This is a genomic window from Pseudomonas sp. LBUM1678 (genome assembly GCF_059695575.1).
Window position 1 is genome coordinate 5,446,685 of sequence record NZ_CP166775.1, and the last position, 15,594, is coordinate 5,462,278.

The following is a 15,594-nucleotide window of genomic DNA, read 5'->3' on the forward strand; positions in this document are numbered from 1 at the left end:
GCATGACTGACTTACACGGACGTATATCAGCGCTACCCACACCCGCGGCCGACGACAATAAAGGCCGGCACTACGACTTCATCAATCGTCGTATCCACCCCACGTTCCAAGGCGCTTCGGTGCAACGGATTCAGGAGCTGAGCCTCACGCAGACGGCTTCAGGACAATGGGTACAAACCACCAAAGATTTCGATCACACGCCTCTACAAGAAGCCAACCTTGAACTCTGGTCCGCTCAAAACACCGTCGACCGTGTATTAGACAGGGTGCAAGGCGTTTATGAGTTCGCCGAACCGTTACTGACCGACGCGCTGTTGAAACAGTTCGGTGTCGACGTCGATGTAAAGACAACCTGGTTGTATCTCTATCTGCCGAAAAAACTGCCCTGGTATGCCAGTGATCTGGGCGGTGTGGTGACTCGATCCGTTTCACTGCTGGACGCAGCCCTGCACAACTTCGCGAGCCACGAAACCTGCGAAGCAGACTCGAACTTCATCAGCCAGCCCGATGGGCGCGGGCACTTCGATATCCTGCCGATCAAACGCAAAATGTCTATCGCCCAGTTCCAGACCCTGTGTCGCCAGCTGGACATTGGCGCGCGCTACACGAAATACCTCGAAGAACAGTTGCTGCCCAAGGACGGCCTCGCCCAGGGTTTCTTGAAACGCAAAGTCGTCGACAGCGAAAAAGCCGCTTTTAAAGCGGCCGCTCAACTGGCCGTTCTGACGGGCGACATCGACGTCGAAGCCAGTGACATGATCCTCAAGATGCTCGATGGCCAGCGCAACCTCACCCGTAAAGGCCGGGTGATGCAATTCGCCGAATTGTCCATCCTCGACAGCCAGCTGACCGGCATCGTGTTGATCACACCGAGGCTGGAACAGCGCATCCGTGACGTGACACCGGTGATTGTTTACGTCCCGCAAGACCCTGAGCACCCACTGAAGGAATACCCCTCGACCGTCGCCTTCATGGATGAACTGACGCGCCAGCTGCATGACAACGAGGTTGTGTCGTCCACCGGCATGACCTACCAGCAATACTTCAGCCGGTTCGTCGACCAATCAGACCGAGGGCATTTTTTCGGCGGGCTGCAACAACGCCTGTTCGAAGTGAAATGGCATCAGAAAGAGCCGCTGGACCAAGGGCCGAGCTGGCGGGAAGTGGCCGTCACCAACCCCAGCCTGCATTTCAAAGCCACACCGATCCCCGGGGAACTCTGGGAGTACCTCTTTCAGCAAAAGCTCAAGGTCCTCAATGACGCCCGACACATCGCCGTGTCCACTGCCGATGCCGATACCAACGCCCGATGGGCCTGGTGGGAGAACTTCAAGAAAATTGTCTCGGACATCTTCAACATCGCCCTCATGGTCGTTACGCCGTTCGTTCCGGGGCTGGGCGAATTGATGATGGTCTACTCCGTGTATCAGATGACCAGCGACGTCATCGAAGGCATCGTCGACATGACATTGGGACTGTGGGCCGAAGCCGGCGAGCATATTGCAGGCGCGGTCTCAGATTTTCTTTCGCTGGTGGCGTTTGCCGCAGGCGCGAAGATTGGCAGCCTTGCGCGCTTGAAACTGTCGTCGCTGATCGAAGGCATGAAACCGGTGACACTGCCCAATGGCGAACCCCGGCTGTGGCATCCCGACCTCACGCCTTATCAGCTGCCCGATGTGAAGTTACCGGCTGACTCCCGCCCCGACGCGCTGGGGCTTCATGCCCACGAGGGCCAAGATATTCTGCCACTGGATGACAAGCACTACGTCGTGCAAAAGGACCCGCAGACCGGCAACTACCGCGTCAAACACCCGCTTCGCGAAAATGCTTACTCACCCGAATTGAAACACAACGGCCGCGGGGCCTGGACTCATGAAGCCGAGAACCCGCGAGCATGGGATCGCCCGACATTGATGCGTCGTCTCGGCCACTCCGTGGACGGCTTCAGCGACGCAGAACTCGAGGACGTTCGTATCGCCAGCGGCACCGACGACGCTGCGCTGCGCCGAATGTACGTCGACAACACAGCCCCGCCACCGTTGCTGGACGACAGCCTCACCCGCTTGAAAATCCAGCGCCAGACCCGCCAGGCCATTGAAAGGATTCGATCAGGTTTGCCCCTGGATCCGTCGTCCTACTGGTTTGAACCGCTGGCGACTTACCTGGACGGCTGGCCTGCGGAGAAAGCCCTGAAAGTCTACGAGAACGCCGACAGGAGCGGCCGGTTCCGCCAGTACGGCAATGCCGATGCGACCGACGAGCAGACGCTGTCCACCAGTTTGTCCAACCTCATGAGCGAGCAATTTGCGCCCAGTCTTGTCGAGTTTCTCAGCGAAGAAGAGTTGCAAGCCATGCTCGGTCGGTCCACCGTCAAAAGTGAACGGGTGCAAGCGTTACGTAATCGACTGGCGGACGAAGCCAATCGACTGGACGCTGACATCTTCAATCAGCTTTACCACGGCGCAGAAGCGTCCGACGATCCGCAGATCCGGCTCCTTCGCCAGACCTTTCCCGAGCTGCCGACCCGTGCGGCACAGACACTGCTCAACAGTGCCGACGCTGCCGATCTGACACGCATGAACCAGAAGCAGCGTCTGCCGTTGAGCCTCAAAAGCCGTGCGCGTGAAGCCGCCTTCGAGGCCCGGACGAACCATGCCTATGAAGGTTTTCACGACGGTGCGCAGTGGACAGCGCAAACCGAGAGCCTGGCGCTGAACGCATTGAGGATTAATACCGACACGTTCGCGCAATTGCGCATCGAGGTTCGCGAAGGCAGCGATGCCGGACCCTTGCGCAACAGTGTGGGTGCGCAAGACGCCTCGACGGTCCGGGTGCTGGTCAAGGATGAAGGGAACCGGTTCGAAGTCTGGGACGGCGACAACCACAAACTGCACGACGCCGCTGATTTTTACGAAGCTGCCCTCAACGCCCTGCCGAAAAACAAACGCGCGCAGCTGGGTTATCGCCCGGGCCAGGGTGAGTTTTTCAAGCAATGGGTGATGGCAAAGACCGAGACACCTGCGCAGCGCCGCACCGCGCTCGCGGCCCCGCCGATCCGCCCGATGGCGGACCATGAAGACATGACGCTGTTGCGCGGTCCCGGTTTCTCGACCACCGCCGCCACGCTCACCCACCGGGTGGAAGATTTGTACCCCCACTTCAATGAACGCGAGGTCAATACCTTCGTTCGGTCCCTGGGTTCGCAAGAACAAGGGCATCAAACACTGACGAGGCTGGACCGAGAGCTGCATGACCTTCACAAGCTGATCGGTCGGTGGCAAAACCAGCGAATCGATACGTGGGGGCCTGATCGACACGGGTTCGTGAACGGTGGCGGGCAGCACATTGCCATACGGCTGATCGAGTGTTTCTCAAGAACACCCGACGTTTTCGGTGAGCGCAATATCACTGTCGACGGCGGTTATGCGCTGGACCTGTCCACCGAGTACGACGTGCTCGATCTCGAACGCTGGTGGAAGGAGCTGCCCGATATGAAGCACTACCTCGATCAGATCACCACCTTGAATCTGGACCGCACGAACGTTTCCGAAACCCCTTCCGGCCTGTTGAGCGACTTCCCTCATCTTCGGCAACTGAGCGCCCGCAGCTGCGGGTTGACGCAACTCCCCGAAACCATCGGCAAGATGCACTACCTGCGAACCTTGCGCCTGACGAACAACGAAATCACGTTGACCCCCTCGGCGGTGGAGCAACTGCGCAACCTGACCCACATGGAAACACTCAGGCTGGATGACAACAGGCAACTGGGCATGCTCCCGAACGTCGGGCGCATGCCCAAACTGAGAATCCTCAGTTTGAGCAACACCGGGGCAACGACCTGGCCCGATGGCCTTTTCGGGCCGTCCAGCAAGCGTCGACCCCGTGGCTTCTTTCTGGATTTGCAGGAGAACCCGATCAGCGTCATTCCGACCGTCGTGCCCGGCTCGGAGGATGCCTTCCTCCTGGCGCGAACCCGCTTGTACGAAAAGCGACTCTCGGATGCAAACCAGGTCATTTTCAAAGACTATCGACGGTCAGTCGGCGTCGCTTCCAGGCAGGTCTACGCCGACGCTGCAAGAGATGCGATGAACCTGTGGCCAATGAAAGACGACTCTGTCTGGTGGAGTGCCGAGGTTTCAGGGCTGGGTACTTTCCGGGAGGAAGCCTGGCACGATTTGATGACCGAGCCTGGCTCTGAAGATTTTTTTGCCTTGATCCAGAAACAGACGCTGTCGGCCGATTACCGGGCCGGGGGTGATTTGCGTGAACAGCTCAGCAGCCGGGTATGGCGCATGGTCGAAGCCATCGACCTGGACACCGAGTTGCGCAAGGAATTGTTTGAAATGGCGAGGGCGCCCACCACCTGCGCCGATGCCGGGGCTCAGGTGTTCAACCACATGGGCATCAAGGTGCTCGCCTCCGAAGCCTATGCCTTGTCGACGTCCAACGCCGTCCTTGAAAGCAAATTGGTGAACCTGGCCAGAGGCGCCGCGCGCCTTGCGCGGGTGGATGACATTGCCCGTGCCGATTTCGGCAGCCGTGCGGGCAATCCCGATGAGGTCGAGGTGTACCTCGCCTACGAAACCGGCCTGGCTAAACGCCTCGGTTTACCGTGGCAATCGGAGTCGATGCTGTTTCGCCAAATGGCCGGCGTGAGCGCCAAAACCCTCGACACAGCCTTCGATACGGTGATGTCGATGGAGGCAGGCGACGGGTTGATCAACGACATGATCGAGCAGCCGTTCTGGCAGAAATACCTGCGTGACACTTACCCGAGCGAATACAGGCGCAATGCCCGGCTGTACGAAGCCAAGAGTGACTTGCTGGATGAACTGCGCGAAGCACAACAGGCCTGGGCCGGATCCAAGGGCCTGCAGATCGCGCGGCGACGAGCCCTGAGGCAGCGCCTGCTGGACCTCGCCCGGCGACTGAATGTCGATGAAAGTCTGGTGCTCACCGATCAGGACATGACCGATGAGGTCTACGGCCGATTGCTTCACGACATGGGTTACGAAGAGAAAGAGCTGAGCAGAACCCTGACCCGCGCAGCGCTGCAAAAAGACGCACAGCAATAATCGGGAAACCCTGATGCACCGGGTGATGCATCAGGGTTCAACCCTTAACCCACTTCCGAATCCCAAATAACAGTGACAAGGCCTGAGTAGGTTCTGGCGACATTCGGCTTGAGCATTTCGCCGACCTGATCCTGGGCAATCTCGAAGTGCAACGTTCCAGGTTTGCGATCGACATAAAAGCGTGGTTGGAAAAGCTCAGTGCCACTGCCGTCACGCCGCAGCGGCCGGCGACTGACCGGTTGATCGGAAGCATCCACCAGGCCATTTGGCAAGGTCAGGCTGACGTCGAGCGGCACGAAATGATCCGAAACCGGGTCGCGCACCGCACAGCGGTTGCCGTCCAGGCTGTACTGGCAGTCCAGGCTCATTTTGAAACGACTCGACGAAGAAATATTGAACGTCTGATCCCGAAACAGCCGCGTCGGCTTGCGTCCCTGTGTCAGCCAGGCCTGCCAACCGCCCTGCGGGACCAGTTCAACACGATTGCCACCCGGAGGAATCTCGACCTTGAGGGTGTGCCGAACATCCAGGGAGAAGTTGAGGGTCAGTTGATTGTCATTGGGGATCATGACATCGCCCATGTCGAAGTCCTGATGGGGACCGACCGTGTAGGTAATCGAACCGGTGTATTTACCTGCGGCCATGTTCAGCGGATCGGGCGTGCGCAGCTCATAGGCGAAAACGAAATATAGATACCGAAAGGACATCGGAATGTCGAAAAGTGCCTTTTTGCTGCACACGCCAGCACCGACCGGGACCCTCCAGAAACTGTTGTAACCACGGGGGCCATAGCTATACCAACCAACACCCTGGCAAGGACTCGGGGCATAAACCCAGCCCCCTGCTTCCCAAAGATAATCCCAACCCCCGCCCTCGGTCAGCTCGGTAACGGGGCGAGGAACTTGTGCTTCGTGACCAATACCTCCTATCCGAATGGAAAGCATTTTTGAATCACCCGATTCATGCGTAACACGCACCTCTCTCCACTCCGAGGGAACGCGGGCCATGCCGCCCTGACGAGGGTCCGCGTGATTGGCCAGGATGGGAGCATTGGCTGTGAACAAAATCGGTGCGCCAAGGCTGAACAGCCCATGGGGTTCACACGCTTGAGGTACCTGGCGACAAAACCCCTCGGACGGCGTCAGGTTGACGAATTTGTTGTTCTGCGGTTTAGCCGAATCCGGCACGAATTCCGCTGTGATCTCCGCCACTACCGCCCGCGCAGGCGTTGAAAATGCGGCGCACAACAGGCCAGTCAGTACAAGGACGCTGCGCACCGTGGTCGTTCGCCGGCTCAATAGCTTCATCATTTTGGCAACACCCCATTGAACATCATGTTGACGCTCCCAAAGTAGCTTCCGGGTTTATAAACCCCATCGACAGGCGGTACTGGCACGATCTCCAGCAACACCCGCTTACCCGGCGCCGCATCACTCATCGATACCACCTCGCTACCTTCCAGTTCGCTCAGCAACTTGCCGTTGAACAGGACCTGCAAACCGATGTCATGGGCGTCCGTCCCGTTGGACAAGTAGGGCCGGCCCTCAAGCCGGGCTTCGATGGAGCCGGCTTCATTCTTCACATCGAAATACTTGCGCAAGCTGCCCAAGGTCGAGGTCACAAGATTCCACGGCAATTGCTGTTCGCGGTGAATCCAGCCGGGGTCTGCGGGAATGACGTAAAACGCTTGGCTCGGGATTGTCACGTACACTTCGAAGTGCTGCACTTCGCGGGCCGCAAACGCTGAATGGCAGGCCACTGCCGACACCATCAGAACCGTCAGTTTTCTGAACATGGTCATCAGCCCTTCACATCGAGTTTCTTGCTGCTCTCGCCTTCAACCAAAGTGAAGCGGTATGCGCGGCCAGCCTGTTTCTCGAACTCGAAAACACGGCCGGCCAGAATGTGATGCTTGGTGGTGGGCTGGCAGTCCTGCTCGTTCTTGACCGAACAATCCTTGAATTCATCGATCACCACCACGGTGTTGCCGTCGTTGCGGATCCGGTACTTCGCCGCCTCGTTCTCGATCACGCTGGCATAACGCGTGTCCTTGGGACGAACGAAAAACACCGCGCCATAACCGGCCAGCACCGTGACCCCGGCGGACAGGGTTTTCTTGTACGCCTCACGGTCTTCAACGGAGACCGCAAACTCGTCTTCTTTCTCGGGCACCACCGGCACGAAACGCACACGGAAATAGCGCTCTTTGTCACGCTCGCCCATGTACAGCAATCGCGTGCCTTGCATACCACTGGCAGGCACGATCAGCCGCGCCGGACTGGCCATCAAGCCATCCCGGGCGGTGCCATCGGCACTGGATTTGAGCGGCACTTCCCGGGATTTGCCCTCGGCGTCGTAGAGGATTTCAAGGATGTTGACCTTGACGAATGCGGTGCTGTCGCCGCCGTTGAAGACGCGTTTCAAGAACGTGCTTTTGTCACCGTCCAGGTAGTCGTAAACCGTGCCGATATTGATGCTCGGCCCGGCGTGCGCCGTCTGGGTGAACAAACAAAAACCAATCATTGCCAACCGACGTTTCATCGTCATTTACCTCATAGAAAAAGTGCGTTGCGCCGGGCATCAGCCTGCCGTCGGCGTCTCAAGCGTCAGGTCCGCCAATGTGTCCGGCGTGCAACGCAGATCGCCGATCATCAGCACGTCGTTTTCAGTGCGGCCACTGCCCGGATCGAGTCGGAACTGGCACAGCAACTGATTGCCGTGACGCACTTCCAGGGTCGGTGAACCGGCGTTCATTTCCATGGAGAAGAAGCCGTCCACCTCACTCACCCCGCGACTGGCGTGGTTGATGATGTGGTGTCCCTTGAGCGGGTTGCCCTGAGGGTCGATCAGGCGGCCGAGTACGGTGAGGGTTCGCATCACGCGAATTTGCCGATAATCCACGCCGCCCTTGTTCAGGTGATAGCTGGAACGGGCTGGCTGGATGGTCGCGGCAGGCACGTCGTTGCCTTCGAAATCGAAACTGACGGAGCTGCTTTTGTAAGCCGTGATCGGCACGAAATTGCGCCCGGGCTTGAGTACCGCGCTGCCGCCGCTCAAATCGTCGGCGCGCAAGGTGATGTCGTCGATGTCCGATTCGACATCGATGATCATCCCCGCACCGTTGCGGTGGTATTGACTGGTCACAATCATTTTTTGCCCGCCAACCGCCACGGTGCTGTCGAGGTTCAGGCCGCCGGTGAGGTCGTTGTTGTAGGACGAGCGCTGGATGAACCCATCGCCGTTGACCAGGTCCGATTGCATCGTCGCCAGTGCATTCAAGCCGATGCCATAGGTGTCGGTGATGGCCGTGGCGGAAACGCTTTGCAGCAGGTGATCCTGCAAACTTTTGCGGTAAGTGATCGAGGCATTGTTATCGCGCCCGCCGTCGCGATCGGTACGGGTGCCGATGCTGCCGGACAGCTGTTCTCCCGTGCCACCGAGCGCAATATTCACGCTCAGATCTAGGCCTCGATTGCGATCATCTCCAGAGCTGAAACTGCCCGGCCTGTCGAACAGCGACAGGCGCCAATTGGCGTCACTGCCGAACAGTTGCGTACGCTGCGTCCAGCCCAGATCAACGCCGACGCCTTCGGTGTTGCCTTCGCTGTGGGACACCCGCGCGTTGACCGAGCTTTTGCTGGTGAGTCGATGATTCACCGACAACGACGAGTTGCTGGTCTGGCCGATAAACACGTTGCGCTGCCGCACTCGCGTGCCGTCGGGCAGGGTGTCGTAGAGCCGGGTGGTGTCGAGCCAGCTGCGGTTATGGCTGGCGACGATGCTGCCACTGCCGTAGGAATAAAGGCCCTGCACGTCGAGGCCGGTGCCGTAATCCTGGGTTTGATAGACGTTGGCATAGACGCTGGCGTTATTGACGATGGCCCAGTCGACCGACGTGCCGTATTGCAGGGTGTCTTTCACCTGTCGACCCGACAGGCCGAGGATCACCCGCGGGTGCAGCAGGAAGTTGAACGCGGCGCCGGCGGTCATGTCGCCGTCGGCCTGCTCATCCCAGTTGCTGAGCATTTTCGATTCACGCCCGGCGAACAGGTTGTAGCGCCAGCGCTCGTCATGATTGCGCCAGTTGTTGGGTTTGTAGACCAGCTCCTGCGTGCTGGAAGTGATCTGGCCGTCTTCGATCAGGCGCACTTCGACTTCATAGATGCCGCCGGGCAGTGGCCGCGTATCGAGGGTCTGCAAACCGGCCGGCATCGCCTGGGTGTTGATCAGCAAACCATCGCGATAGATTTCCACCGAGCCCTGTCGATTGGCCGTGACGTAGATCGGGTAGACCGCCGGTTTCGGGTTGTCGATGGCCAGGCTGTCGGAGCTGCCGTACATGACGCCCAGCGCGGTGTCAGGGCTGGCGCCAAAGGAGCGCGGCTGGCGGGTCAGCCCTTCCGAGTTGGGTGTGAACAAGCCCAGCCGCAGAAAGCTGCCTGCCAGCTCACGCTGGGTAAAAAGCTCATGCACGGCGCGATAGGTCTGGTTGTCCACACCGCCCAGGCGGGACAACTGCACATTGACGGCTTGAGTCCAGTTGCCCAGGCTGCTGCTGGCTTCCAGACCGTATCGACCACCGAGGTCCTGGTTCTGGCCGCCATTGAGGTTCAACTGGTTGCGCACGATCAAACCGGTGCTGCCACCTTCGGGCTGGTTGTAATAAAGCTGCACCTGGTCATCGCGCTCGGCGTTTTCCGTGAGGATCGACACCAGGGAATTTTCCAGGCTGTAGTGCACCGCCAACAGTTGCTCGGGGCAATTGGCCTGGCAGGCTCCCAGCACCCCGCCCTGTTTCAGATAGTTGGCCCAGATGTCGCGTTCACTGGGCTTGATCATGCTGTCGCTGACATCGGTGAAGTCCACGAGGGTGATGCGATCGTCGCGGGTCAACACGACCATCGCCTCACCGAGAAACTGTTGATCAAGTTCCACGCGCACCGCCAGCGGTACATCAAAGAAATGCTCTTCGAACTCGCTCGGTAAACCCTTGGCTTGCGCGAGCAAACTTCGAGGTGTGTGGCCGTTGTCCGCTGGCGCGGCCAAGGCAGTTGCACAAAAACATAGGGCAAGCGCCGTCGCGATGGGAGTCATCGGGAACATGAACGAAATACTCTGAAGATGAATTCGTTGAAACCCGATCGACAGGGATGCCCCCTGTCGATCGGTGAGCGTTATCAAGCAAGACAGAACTTACTTACAGAACGCGCTTTGGTTTAAATGCGCGGAATGGCATCAAATATGACGACTGGGTTCGCGGTATAAGTTCCTACCTGATTGTTGTTCGGCTTGGCGGCAGTAATGACCAGGTCTGCGCGCATGCCACCGTTGGACTCGACGTCACCGACCACTTCCTGGGAATCGGCAGTCAACTCCGTGCCGTTGAAGGTGTAGGTCAGAGGAATGTTCAAGGTCGCATTGCCGTTGAACAGCGGCGTAGGACCGCCTACAACGTAAGCGCCTACCGAGCCATTGGTGTGTTGAATGTCAAAGGTGCCACGTACTTCCGACAGAACGCCGGTACCGACGACGTACTGCATTCTCTCGTCTTTACCGAAATCTTTGTCTACAGGCTGAGCGTGGAAAACCTTGCTCGGGATTTCAGCGGTAATGTTGATGGAGGTGCGCGATTCTTCAGCAGCGAACGCCATCGAAGCGCTCAGGGCCAGGAGGGTCATCGGAACGGCGATTGCAAACTTCTTGAACATTATTGAGTACCTGTCTTTTTCAAAGGATTGGGCCGAGGAAAGTTTGAACAAGCCATCGCCATTCACTGCGGTGCTGGCGATTTGGCTTAACTTTCGACGCCGAAGAATGATCGTCCAATCTCTTGAGAAAGTAAGTACGCAACTTCCGAAGAACATGTAGTAACAATGGCTTTCGAACCGCAGGAAAAAAGTGAAGAAAACACTAATTAGATTGTTTGACCCTCAGACAAATACTACACACAGTTTTACCTGGAAAAGCACACAGACAGGCACTCATTAAACTTCCGTAAGATGTGGCCTACTTATCTCATGACGATGTATTAAATATCAACTGAAGAACTTCCATAATTAGTTCAATTACTCTAAAAGAGCAACCAGTGCATCATTCCTCGTCGCTGAATGCGTATGCCCTCTCAAGCGGCGACCCATGCCGACCGTTGGTCCAAAACGCTTGCGCTCGCCTAAAGATATATCTTAAGTTGTATCTAAACACGACGAGAGAAGACGCAAAAATGAGAGACCATCATTCCCATCGAGACCACAGCGACAGCCGCGACGGCTTCGAAAAACGCCCGGGCCTCGGCCGTGAGCGCGGCGGACGCGGACCCCGGGTGTTCGCCCCCGGCGACCTGAAACTGCTGCTGTTGGCTTTGATCGCCGAGCAGCCCTGCCACGGCTATGACCTGATCCGCCAGATCGAAAGCATGTTCGACGGCGCCTACAGCCCCAGCCCCGGCGTGATCTACCCGACCCTGACCTTTCTTGAAGAAAGCGAAATAATCCTGGGCGACGCCGAGGGCGGCAAAAAACGCTACAGCATCACCGACGCCGGACGTCTGTCGTTGACCGAGCAGGCCATTGCGCTGGACGGCGTGCGGATGCGCATCGAGGTCAGCAAGCGCTCATTGCGCGGCCATGATCGTCCGGCCGAGATCCACGAGGCGGTGCACAACTTGCGACATGCCTTGCAGATGCACCACGGGCGCTGGAGCCCGGAAGAAATTCTGCGGGTGCGCGACCTGCTCAATAACACCGCCAAAGCCATCGTCGATGGCCCTGCCGTTCAACCCATTCAGGAGAAAGCCGAATGACTGAAGTGATCGTGCAATCCATTCACCGTGTCACGCATGAGATCAAACGCCGTCGCCTGGAGGTGCTGCGCGTGGTCAACCTGACGCCGCGGATGCGCCGGATTACCTTGGGCGGCCCGGAGCTGGCCGGTTTCGTCAGCCTCGGCACGGACGATCACGTCAAACTGCTGTTCCCGCAAAACGCGGCAGAACACGCGGCACTGGACACCCTGGTGCTCGGCGCCGGTAAAGACAACGGGCCGATGCCGGCGATGCGCGACTACACGCCCCGTCGTTACGACCTCAATGCCCTGGAACTGGACATCGATTTCGTACTGCACGGCGACGGCCCCGCCGCGACCTGGGCCGAGCAAGCCAAACCCGGCCAGTTCCTGCACATCGGCGGGCCCCGCGGCTCGATGGTCGTGCCGGACATGTTCGACAGCTACCTTTTGATCGGCGACGAAACCGCCCTTCCTGCCATTGCCCGCCGGCTCGAAGGTTTAGCGGCCAATCGGCGTGCGCTGGTGATTGTGGAAGTGGAGAACGGTGCCGAGCAGCAACGCCTGGAAAGCGCCGCACAGGTCAATGTGATCTGGGTCTTGCGCGAAGGTGGCAAAGACAATTTGCTGACCACCGTAAAGCAACTGCAAGTGCCGAGCGGCAATCTGTATGCCTGGGTGGCGACCGAGGCCAAGGTGTCACGGCAGATCCGTCGGGTGTTGCTGGATGAGCATGGTTTGAACGAGCAGTTTGTCAAAGCCGTGGGTTACTGGCGGCTGGGTGACAGCGACGAAGAGTGACCGCGAATCAATATTGTGGCGAGGGAGCTTGCTCCCGTTGCGCTGCGCAGCAGTGCTAAAACCAGCAACCGAATTTTACCTGAAACACCGCGTATGCTGATTTTACGACTGCTTCGCAGCCGAGCGGGAGCAAGCTCCCTCGCCACAAAAGCGCTCTGCATAACCATCAAGTGTTCATCGGCCACGCCACCTATCCAACGCGATAGTAATTAGAGCAATCACCACAAACCCCGCCAACAATCCCCCTGCATTCAAAAACACCTGTGGATAACCCAGCGTGCCGACGTCAATGAACGGATAGGGATAAACCGCCAACTCGTGACCACGCAGCAGTGAATAGGCGAAGTACACCAGCGGGTAAATCATCCACAGGCCGATATGCCGCAGCCGCAATGTGCCTTTGGGCACACACAACCACCAATACACCAGAAACAGCAGCGGCATGACGTCATGCATCAGCTCGTCAGCCAAAAACTGCCAGCCTTCGGGATGCCACAAGTGGCGCAACAACAGGCTGTACGCCAGGCCGACGACAACGATGCTCACGGCAATCGCGCTGCTGACCCACGGTTGCAAAAACCAGCGTCGCGCCGCCGACTCGCGAGGCGTCCACTCACAAGTCAGCACCACCGCCACCAGCGTATTGGTCAGTACGGTGAAGTAGCTGAAAAAGCTCAGCAGCCCACCCAACAGACTGGCTTCCAGCGTCCAGCGTGAGTACAGAATCAGGTACAGCTGAATGGCCAGGCCCGACCAGCCCAGCACCGCGGCTACCGCAACAAAACGACGCCTCGCGGCAGAACCTGGGGTCGACAGGTTGACCATATTCAGAGCGGGCGCTTGGTGCGCATCAGCTTCACATACAAGTGTTCGACCTTCTCCCGGGCCCACGGGGTTTTGCGCAGGAAGGTCAGGCTTGACTTGATGCTCGGATCACTCTTGAAACAGCGGATATCGATGCGCTCGGCCAGCCCCGACCATTCGTAATGTTCAACCAGGGCATTGAGGATTTGCTCCAGCGTCACGCCGTGCAGCGGGTTGTTGTTCTGTTCGGTCATGCCGGGCCTTCGAGCGATGTAGGGATGGGAAGCCGCGCACCTTAGCCGAGGGCTTCCTTGGGGGGAAGCGATCTGTGTGCTGTCAGCTAAATGTAGGTGAAACGCAAAAAATCGCAGCCTCGTTTCACTCGACAGCTCCTGCATTGGAGTTCACCTGTAGGAGCTGTCGAGTGAAACGAGGCTGCGATCTTTTCCTACGGACTGTTACCAAATCCGAAACGGTCCATGTCAGCAAAAGCGCTTTCTCTATTTGTAACAGGACATTATCCTTGCGTCCGTCAAGCTGAAACGCTTCAACTGCCCGCGACATAGTGCCGCTTTCCGTTCACTCCCCCAGAAAAAGATCAAGAATTCCTTCTCTATGCCTGATTTCCCAACTCCGCGAGACAGCGCTGTCTGCACCGCTATTGCCGGCCGAAAAGCCCGGACCCTGATCGCTGGGTTTAGCGCTTTTGGCCTTGCCACCTGTACTCAGGCCGCTCCCGCTTTCGATAGCGAATCGCCCTGGATGCTCGGTGACTGGAACGGCACGCGCACCGAACTTTCGGAAAAAGGCTACGACTTCAAAGTCGATTACACCGGCGAAATGGGCAGCAATCTGCACGGCGGCTACGATCACGATCGCACCGCGCGTTACAGCGACCAGTTTGGTTTCGGCACGCATCTGGACTTGCAGAAGATTCTGGGCTGGGACGATGCAGAATTTCAGCTGACCATCACCGAACGCAACGGCAACAACATCAGCAACGACCGGATCAACGATCCGCGCGTCGGCGGTTTCACCTCGGCTCAGGAAGTCTGGGGCCGTGGGCAAACCTGGCGCCTGACGCAGATGTGGTATCAACAGAAATTCTTCGACCAGAAGCTCGACATCAAGGTCGGCCGTTTCGGCGAAGGCGAGGACTTCAACAGTTTCCCCTGCGACTTCCAGAACCTGGCGTTTTGCGGCTCGCAAGTCGGCAACTGGGTCGGCGGCATCTGGTACAACTGGCCGGTCAGCCAGTGGGCGATGCGCGTCAAATATCACCTGACGCCTGAGCTGTACGCGCAAGTCGGCGCGTATGAACAGAACCCGTCGAACCTCGATCGCGACAACGGCTTCAAGCTCAGCGGCAGCGGCACCCAAGGCGCGATTTTGCCGGTCGAGCTGGTGTGGTCGCCCAAGCTCAACGGCCTGCCGGGCGAATACCGCGCCGGTTATTACTACAGCAACGCGAAAGCCACGGATGCCTACAAGGACAGCAACGGTCAGCCCGCCGCCCTGAGTGGCGAGGCTTACCGCAGCGCGTCGAGCAAGCACGGAGTGTGGCTGGGTGTGCAACAGCAGATCACCAGCCGAGCCAGCGACCATTCGCGCGGCTTGAGCGTGTTCGCCAACGGCACGATGCACGACAAGAAAACCAACGCCATCGACAACTACGTCCAGGCAGGTGTCGTCTATAAAGGCCTGTTCGATGCTCGGGCCAAGGACGACATCGGTTTTGCCCTCGCCCGGGTGCACGTCAACCCGGCCTATCGCAAGAACGCCGAAGCGACCAATCAGGCTCGCGCCGTCTTCGACTACGACGACCCCTCGTTCCTGCCACCCCAGGACACCGAATACAGCGCCGAACTCTATTACGGCGTGCACGTCACGAACTGGCTGACCGTGCGCCCGAACCTGCAATACATCCGTCACCCCGGTGGCGTGGACAAGGTCGATGACGCGCTGATAGGCGGGATAAAAATCCAGTCATCGTTCTAAAAAACACCGCAGAACCCTGTAGGAGCGAGGCTTGCCCGCGAAGGCGATCTATAAACCAACATCTATGTTGAATGTTAATCCGTCTTCGCGGGCAAGCCTCGCTCCTACAAGGTAATGCGGCGTCCAACCGTTTTTT

11 protein-coding genes are annotated in these 15,594 nt (G+C 58.3%); 4 read left to right on the top strand and 7 right to left on the bottom strand.

What is annotated here, in order from left to right:
• The first annotated feature begins 2 nt into the window (after window positions 1-2).
• Complete coding sequence (locus ACA070_RS24715; RefSeq protein WP_497448702.1) at window positions 3-5,075, top strand: NEL-type E3 ubiquitin ligase domain-containing protein; 5,073 nt, start codon at window positions 3-5, stop codon at window positions 5,073-5,075.
• 44 nt (window positions 5,076-5,119) lie between these two features.
• Here the strand turns inward: ACA070_RS24715 and ACA070_RS24720 are convergent, their stop codons facing one another.
• From ACA070_RS24720 to ACA070_RS24740, 5 genes are all read right to left on the bottom strand, one after another.
• Window positions 5,120-6,385, bottom strand: a complete 1,266-nt coding sequence (locus tag ACA070_RS24720) for a hypothetical protein (RefSeq protein WP_497448703.1) — start codon at window positions 6,383-6,385, stop codon at window positions 5,120-5,122.
• Window positions 6,382-6,870 carry a CS1 type fimbrial major subunit gene (locus tag ACA070_RS24725; protein WP_497448704.1) on the bottom strand — a complete coding sequence of 163 codons (489 nt, stop codon included), beginning with the start codon at window positions 6,868-6,870 and terminating at the stop codon, window positions 6,382-6,384. Before ACA070_RS24725 ends, ACA070_RS24720 begins: the two co-directional genes overlap by 4 nt.
• A gap of 5 nt (window positions 6,871-6,875) precedes the next feature.
• The gene (locus tag ACA070_RS24730; RefSeq protein WP_497448705.1) at window positions 6,876-7,616 is read right to left on the bottom strand and encodes a molecular chaperone; all 741 of its coding nucleotides are present in this window, start codon (window positions 7,614-7,616) and stop codon (window positions 6,876-6,878) included.
• 39 nt (window positions 7,617-7,655) lie between these two features.
• The gene (locus ACA070_RS24735; RefSeq protein ID WP_497448706.1) at window positions 7,656-10,178 is read right to left on the bottom strand and encodes a TcfC E-set like domain-containing protein; all 2,523 of its coding nucleotides are present in this window, start codon (window positions 10,176-10,178) and stop codon (window positions 7,656-7,658) included.
• 113 nt (window positions 10,179-10,291) lie between these two features.
• A complete protein-coding gene (locus ACA070_RS24740; RefSeq protein WP_497448707.1) occupies window positions 10,292-10,783 on the bottom strand; it encodes a CS1 type fimbrial major subunit in 492 nt (163 codons plus the stop codon).
• 512 nt (window positions 10,784-11,295) lie between these two features.
• Between ACA070_RS24740 and ACA070_RS24745 the strand changes: the two genes are divergently transcribed.
• Together ACA070_RS24745 and ACA070_RS24750 are read left to right on the top strand one after the other, a co-directional pair.
• A complete protein-coding gene (locus ACA070_RS24745; RefSeq protein WP_497448708.1) occupies window positions 11,296-11,874 on the top strand; it encodes a PadR family transcriptional regulator in 579 nt (192 codons plus the stop codon).
• Window positions 11,871-12,656: a siderophore-interacting protein gene (locus ACA070_RS24750; protein WP_497448709.1), complete on the top strand. Its 786-nt coding sequence runs from the start codon at window positions 11,871-11,873 to the stop codon at window positions 12,654-12,656. Before ACA070_RS24745 ends, ACA070_RS24750 begins: the two co-directional genes overlap by 4 nt.
• Window positions 12,657-12,830: 174 nt before the next feature.
• Here the strand turns inward: ACA070_RS24750 and ACA070_RS24755 are convergent, their stop codons facing one another.
• Together ACA070_RS24755 and ACA070_RS24760 are read right to left on the bottom strand one after the other, a co-directional pair.
• Complete coding sequence (locus ACA070_RS24755; RefSeq protein ID WP_497448710.1) at window positions 12,831-13,481, bottom strand: Pr6Pr family membrane protein; 651 nt, start codon at window positions 13,479-13,481, stop codon at window positions 12,831-12,833.
• Between the two features lie 2 nt (window positions 13,482-13,483).
• Window positions 13,484-13,714 carry a VF530 family protein gene (locus ACA070_RS24760; protein WP_131060937.1) on the bottom strand — a complete coding sequence of 77 codons (231 nt, stop codon included), beginning with the start codon at window positions 13,712-13,714 and terminating at the stop codon, window positions 13,484-13,486.
• Between the two features lie 361 nt (window positions 13,715-14,075).
• Between ACA070_RS24760 and ACA070_RS24765 the strand changes: the two genes are divergently transcribed.
• Window positions 14,076-15,458 (top strand): carbohydrate porin, encoded by a 1,383-nt coding sequence (locus tag ACA070_RS24765; RefSeq protein ID WP_497448711.1) that lies wholly within the window; start codon window positions 14,076-14,078, stop codon window positions 15,456-15,458.
• Window positions 15,459-15,594 lie beyond the last annotated feature (136 nt).

Excerpts from the sequence above, each read along its gene's own strand:
- ACA070_RS24715 (WP_497448702.1), top strand. The coding sequence starts at position 3 with ATGACTGACTTACACGGACGTATATCAGCGCTACCCACACCCGCGGCC.
- ACA070_RS24720 (WP_497448703.1), bottom strand. The coding sequence starts at position 6,385 with ATGATGAAGCTATTGAGCCGGCGAACGACCACGGTGCGCAGCGTCCTT.
- ACA070_RS24725 (WP_497448704.1), bottom strand. The coding sequence starts at position 6,870 with ATGTTCAGAAAACTGACGGTTCTGATGGTGTCGGCAGTGGCCTGCCAT.
- ACA070_RS24730 (WP_497448705.1), bottom strand. The coding sequence starts at position 7,616 with ATGAAACGTCGGTTGGCAATGATTGGTTTTTGTTTGTTCACCCAGACG.
- ACA070_RS24735 (WP_497448706.1), bottom strand. The coding sequence starts at position 10,178 with ATGTTCCCGATGACTCCCATCGCGACGGCGCTTGCCCTATGTTTTTGT.
- ACA070_RS24740 (WP_497448707.1), bottom strand. The coding sequence starts at position 10,783 with ATGTTCAAGAAGTTTGCAATCGCCGTTCCGATGACCCTCCTGGCCCTG.
- ACA070_RS24745 (WP_497448708.1), top strand. The coding sequence starts at position 11,296 with ATGAGAGACCATCATTCCCATCGAGACCACAGCGACAGCCGCGACGGC.
- ACA070_RS24750 (WP_497448709.1), top strand. The coding sequence starts at position 11,871 with ATGACTGAAGTGATCGTGCAATCCATTCACCGTGTCACGCATGAGATC.
- ACA070_RS24755 (WP_497448710.1), bottom strand. The coding sequence starts at position 13,481 with ATGGTCAACCTGTCGACCCCAGGTTCTGCCGCGAGGCGTCGTTTTGTT.
- ACA070_RS24760 (WP_131060937.1), bottom strand. The coding sequence starts at position 13,714 with ATGACCGAACAGAACAACAACCCGCTGCACGGCGTGACGCTGGAGCAA.
- ACA070_RS24765 (WP_497448711.1), top strand. The coding sequence starts at position 14,076 with ATGCCTGATTTCCCAACTCCGCGAGACAGCGCTGTCTGCACCGCTATT.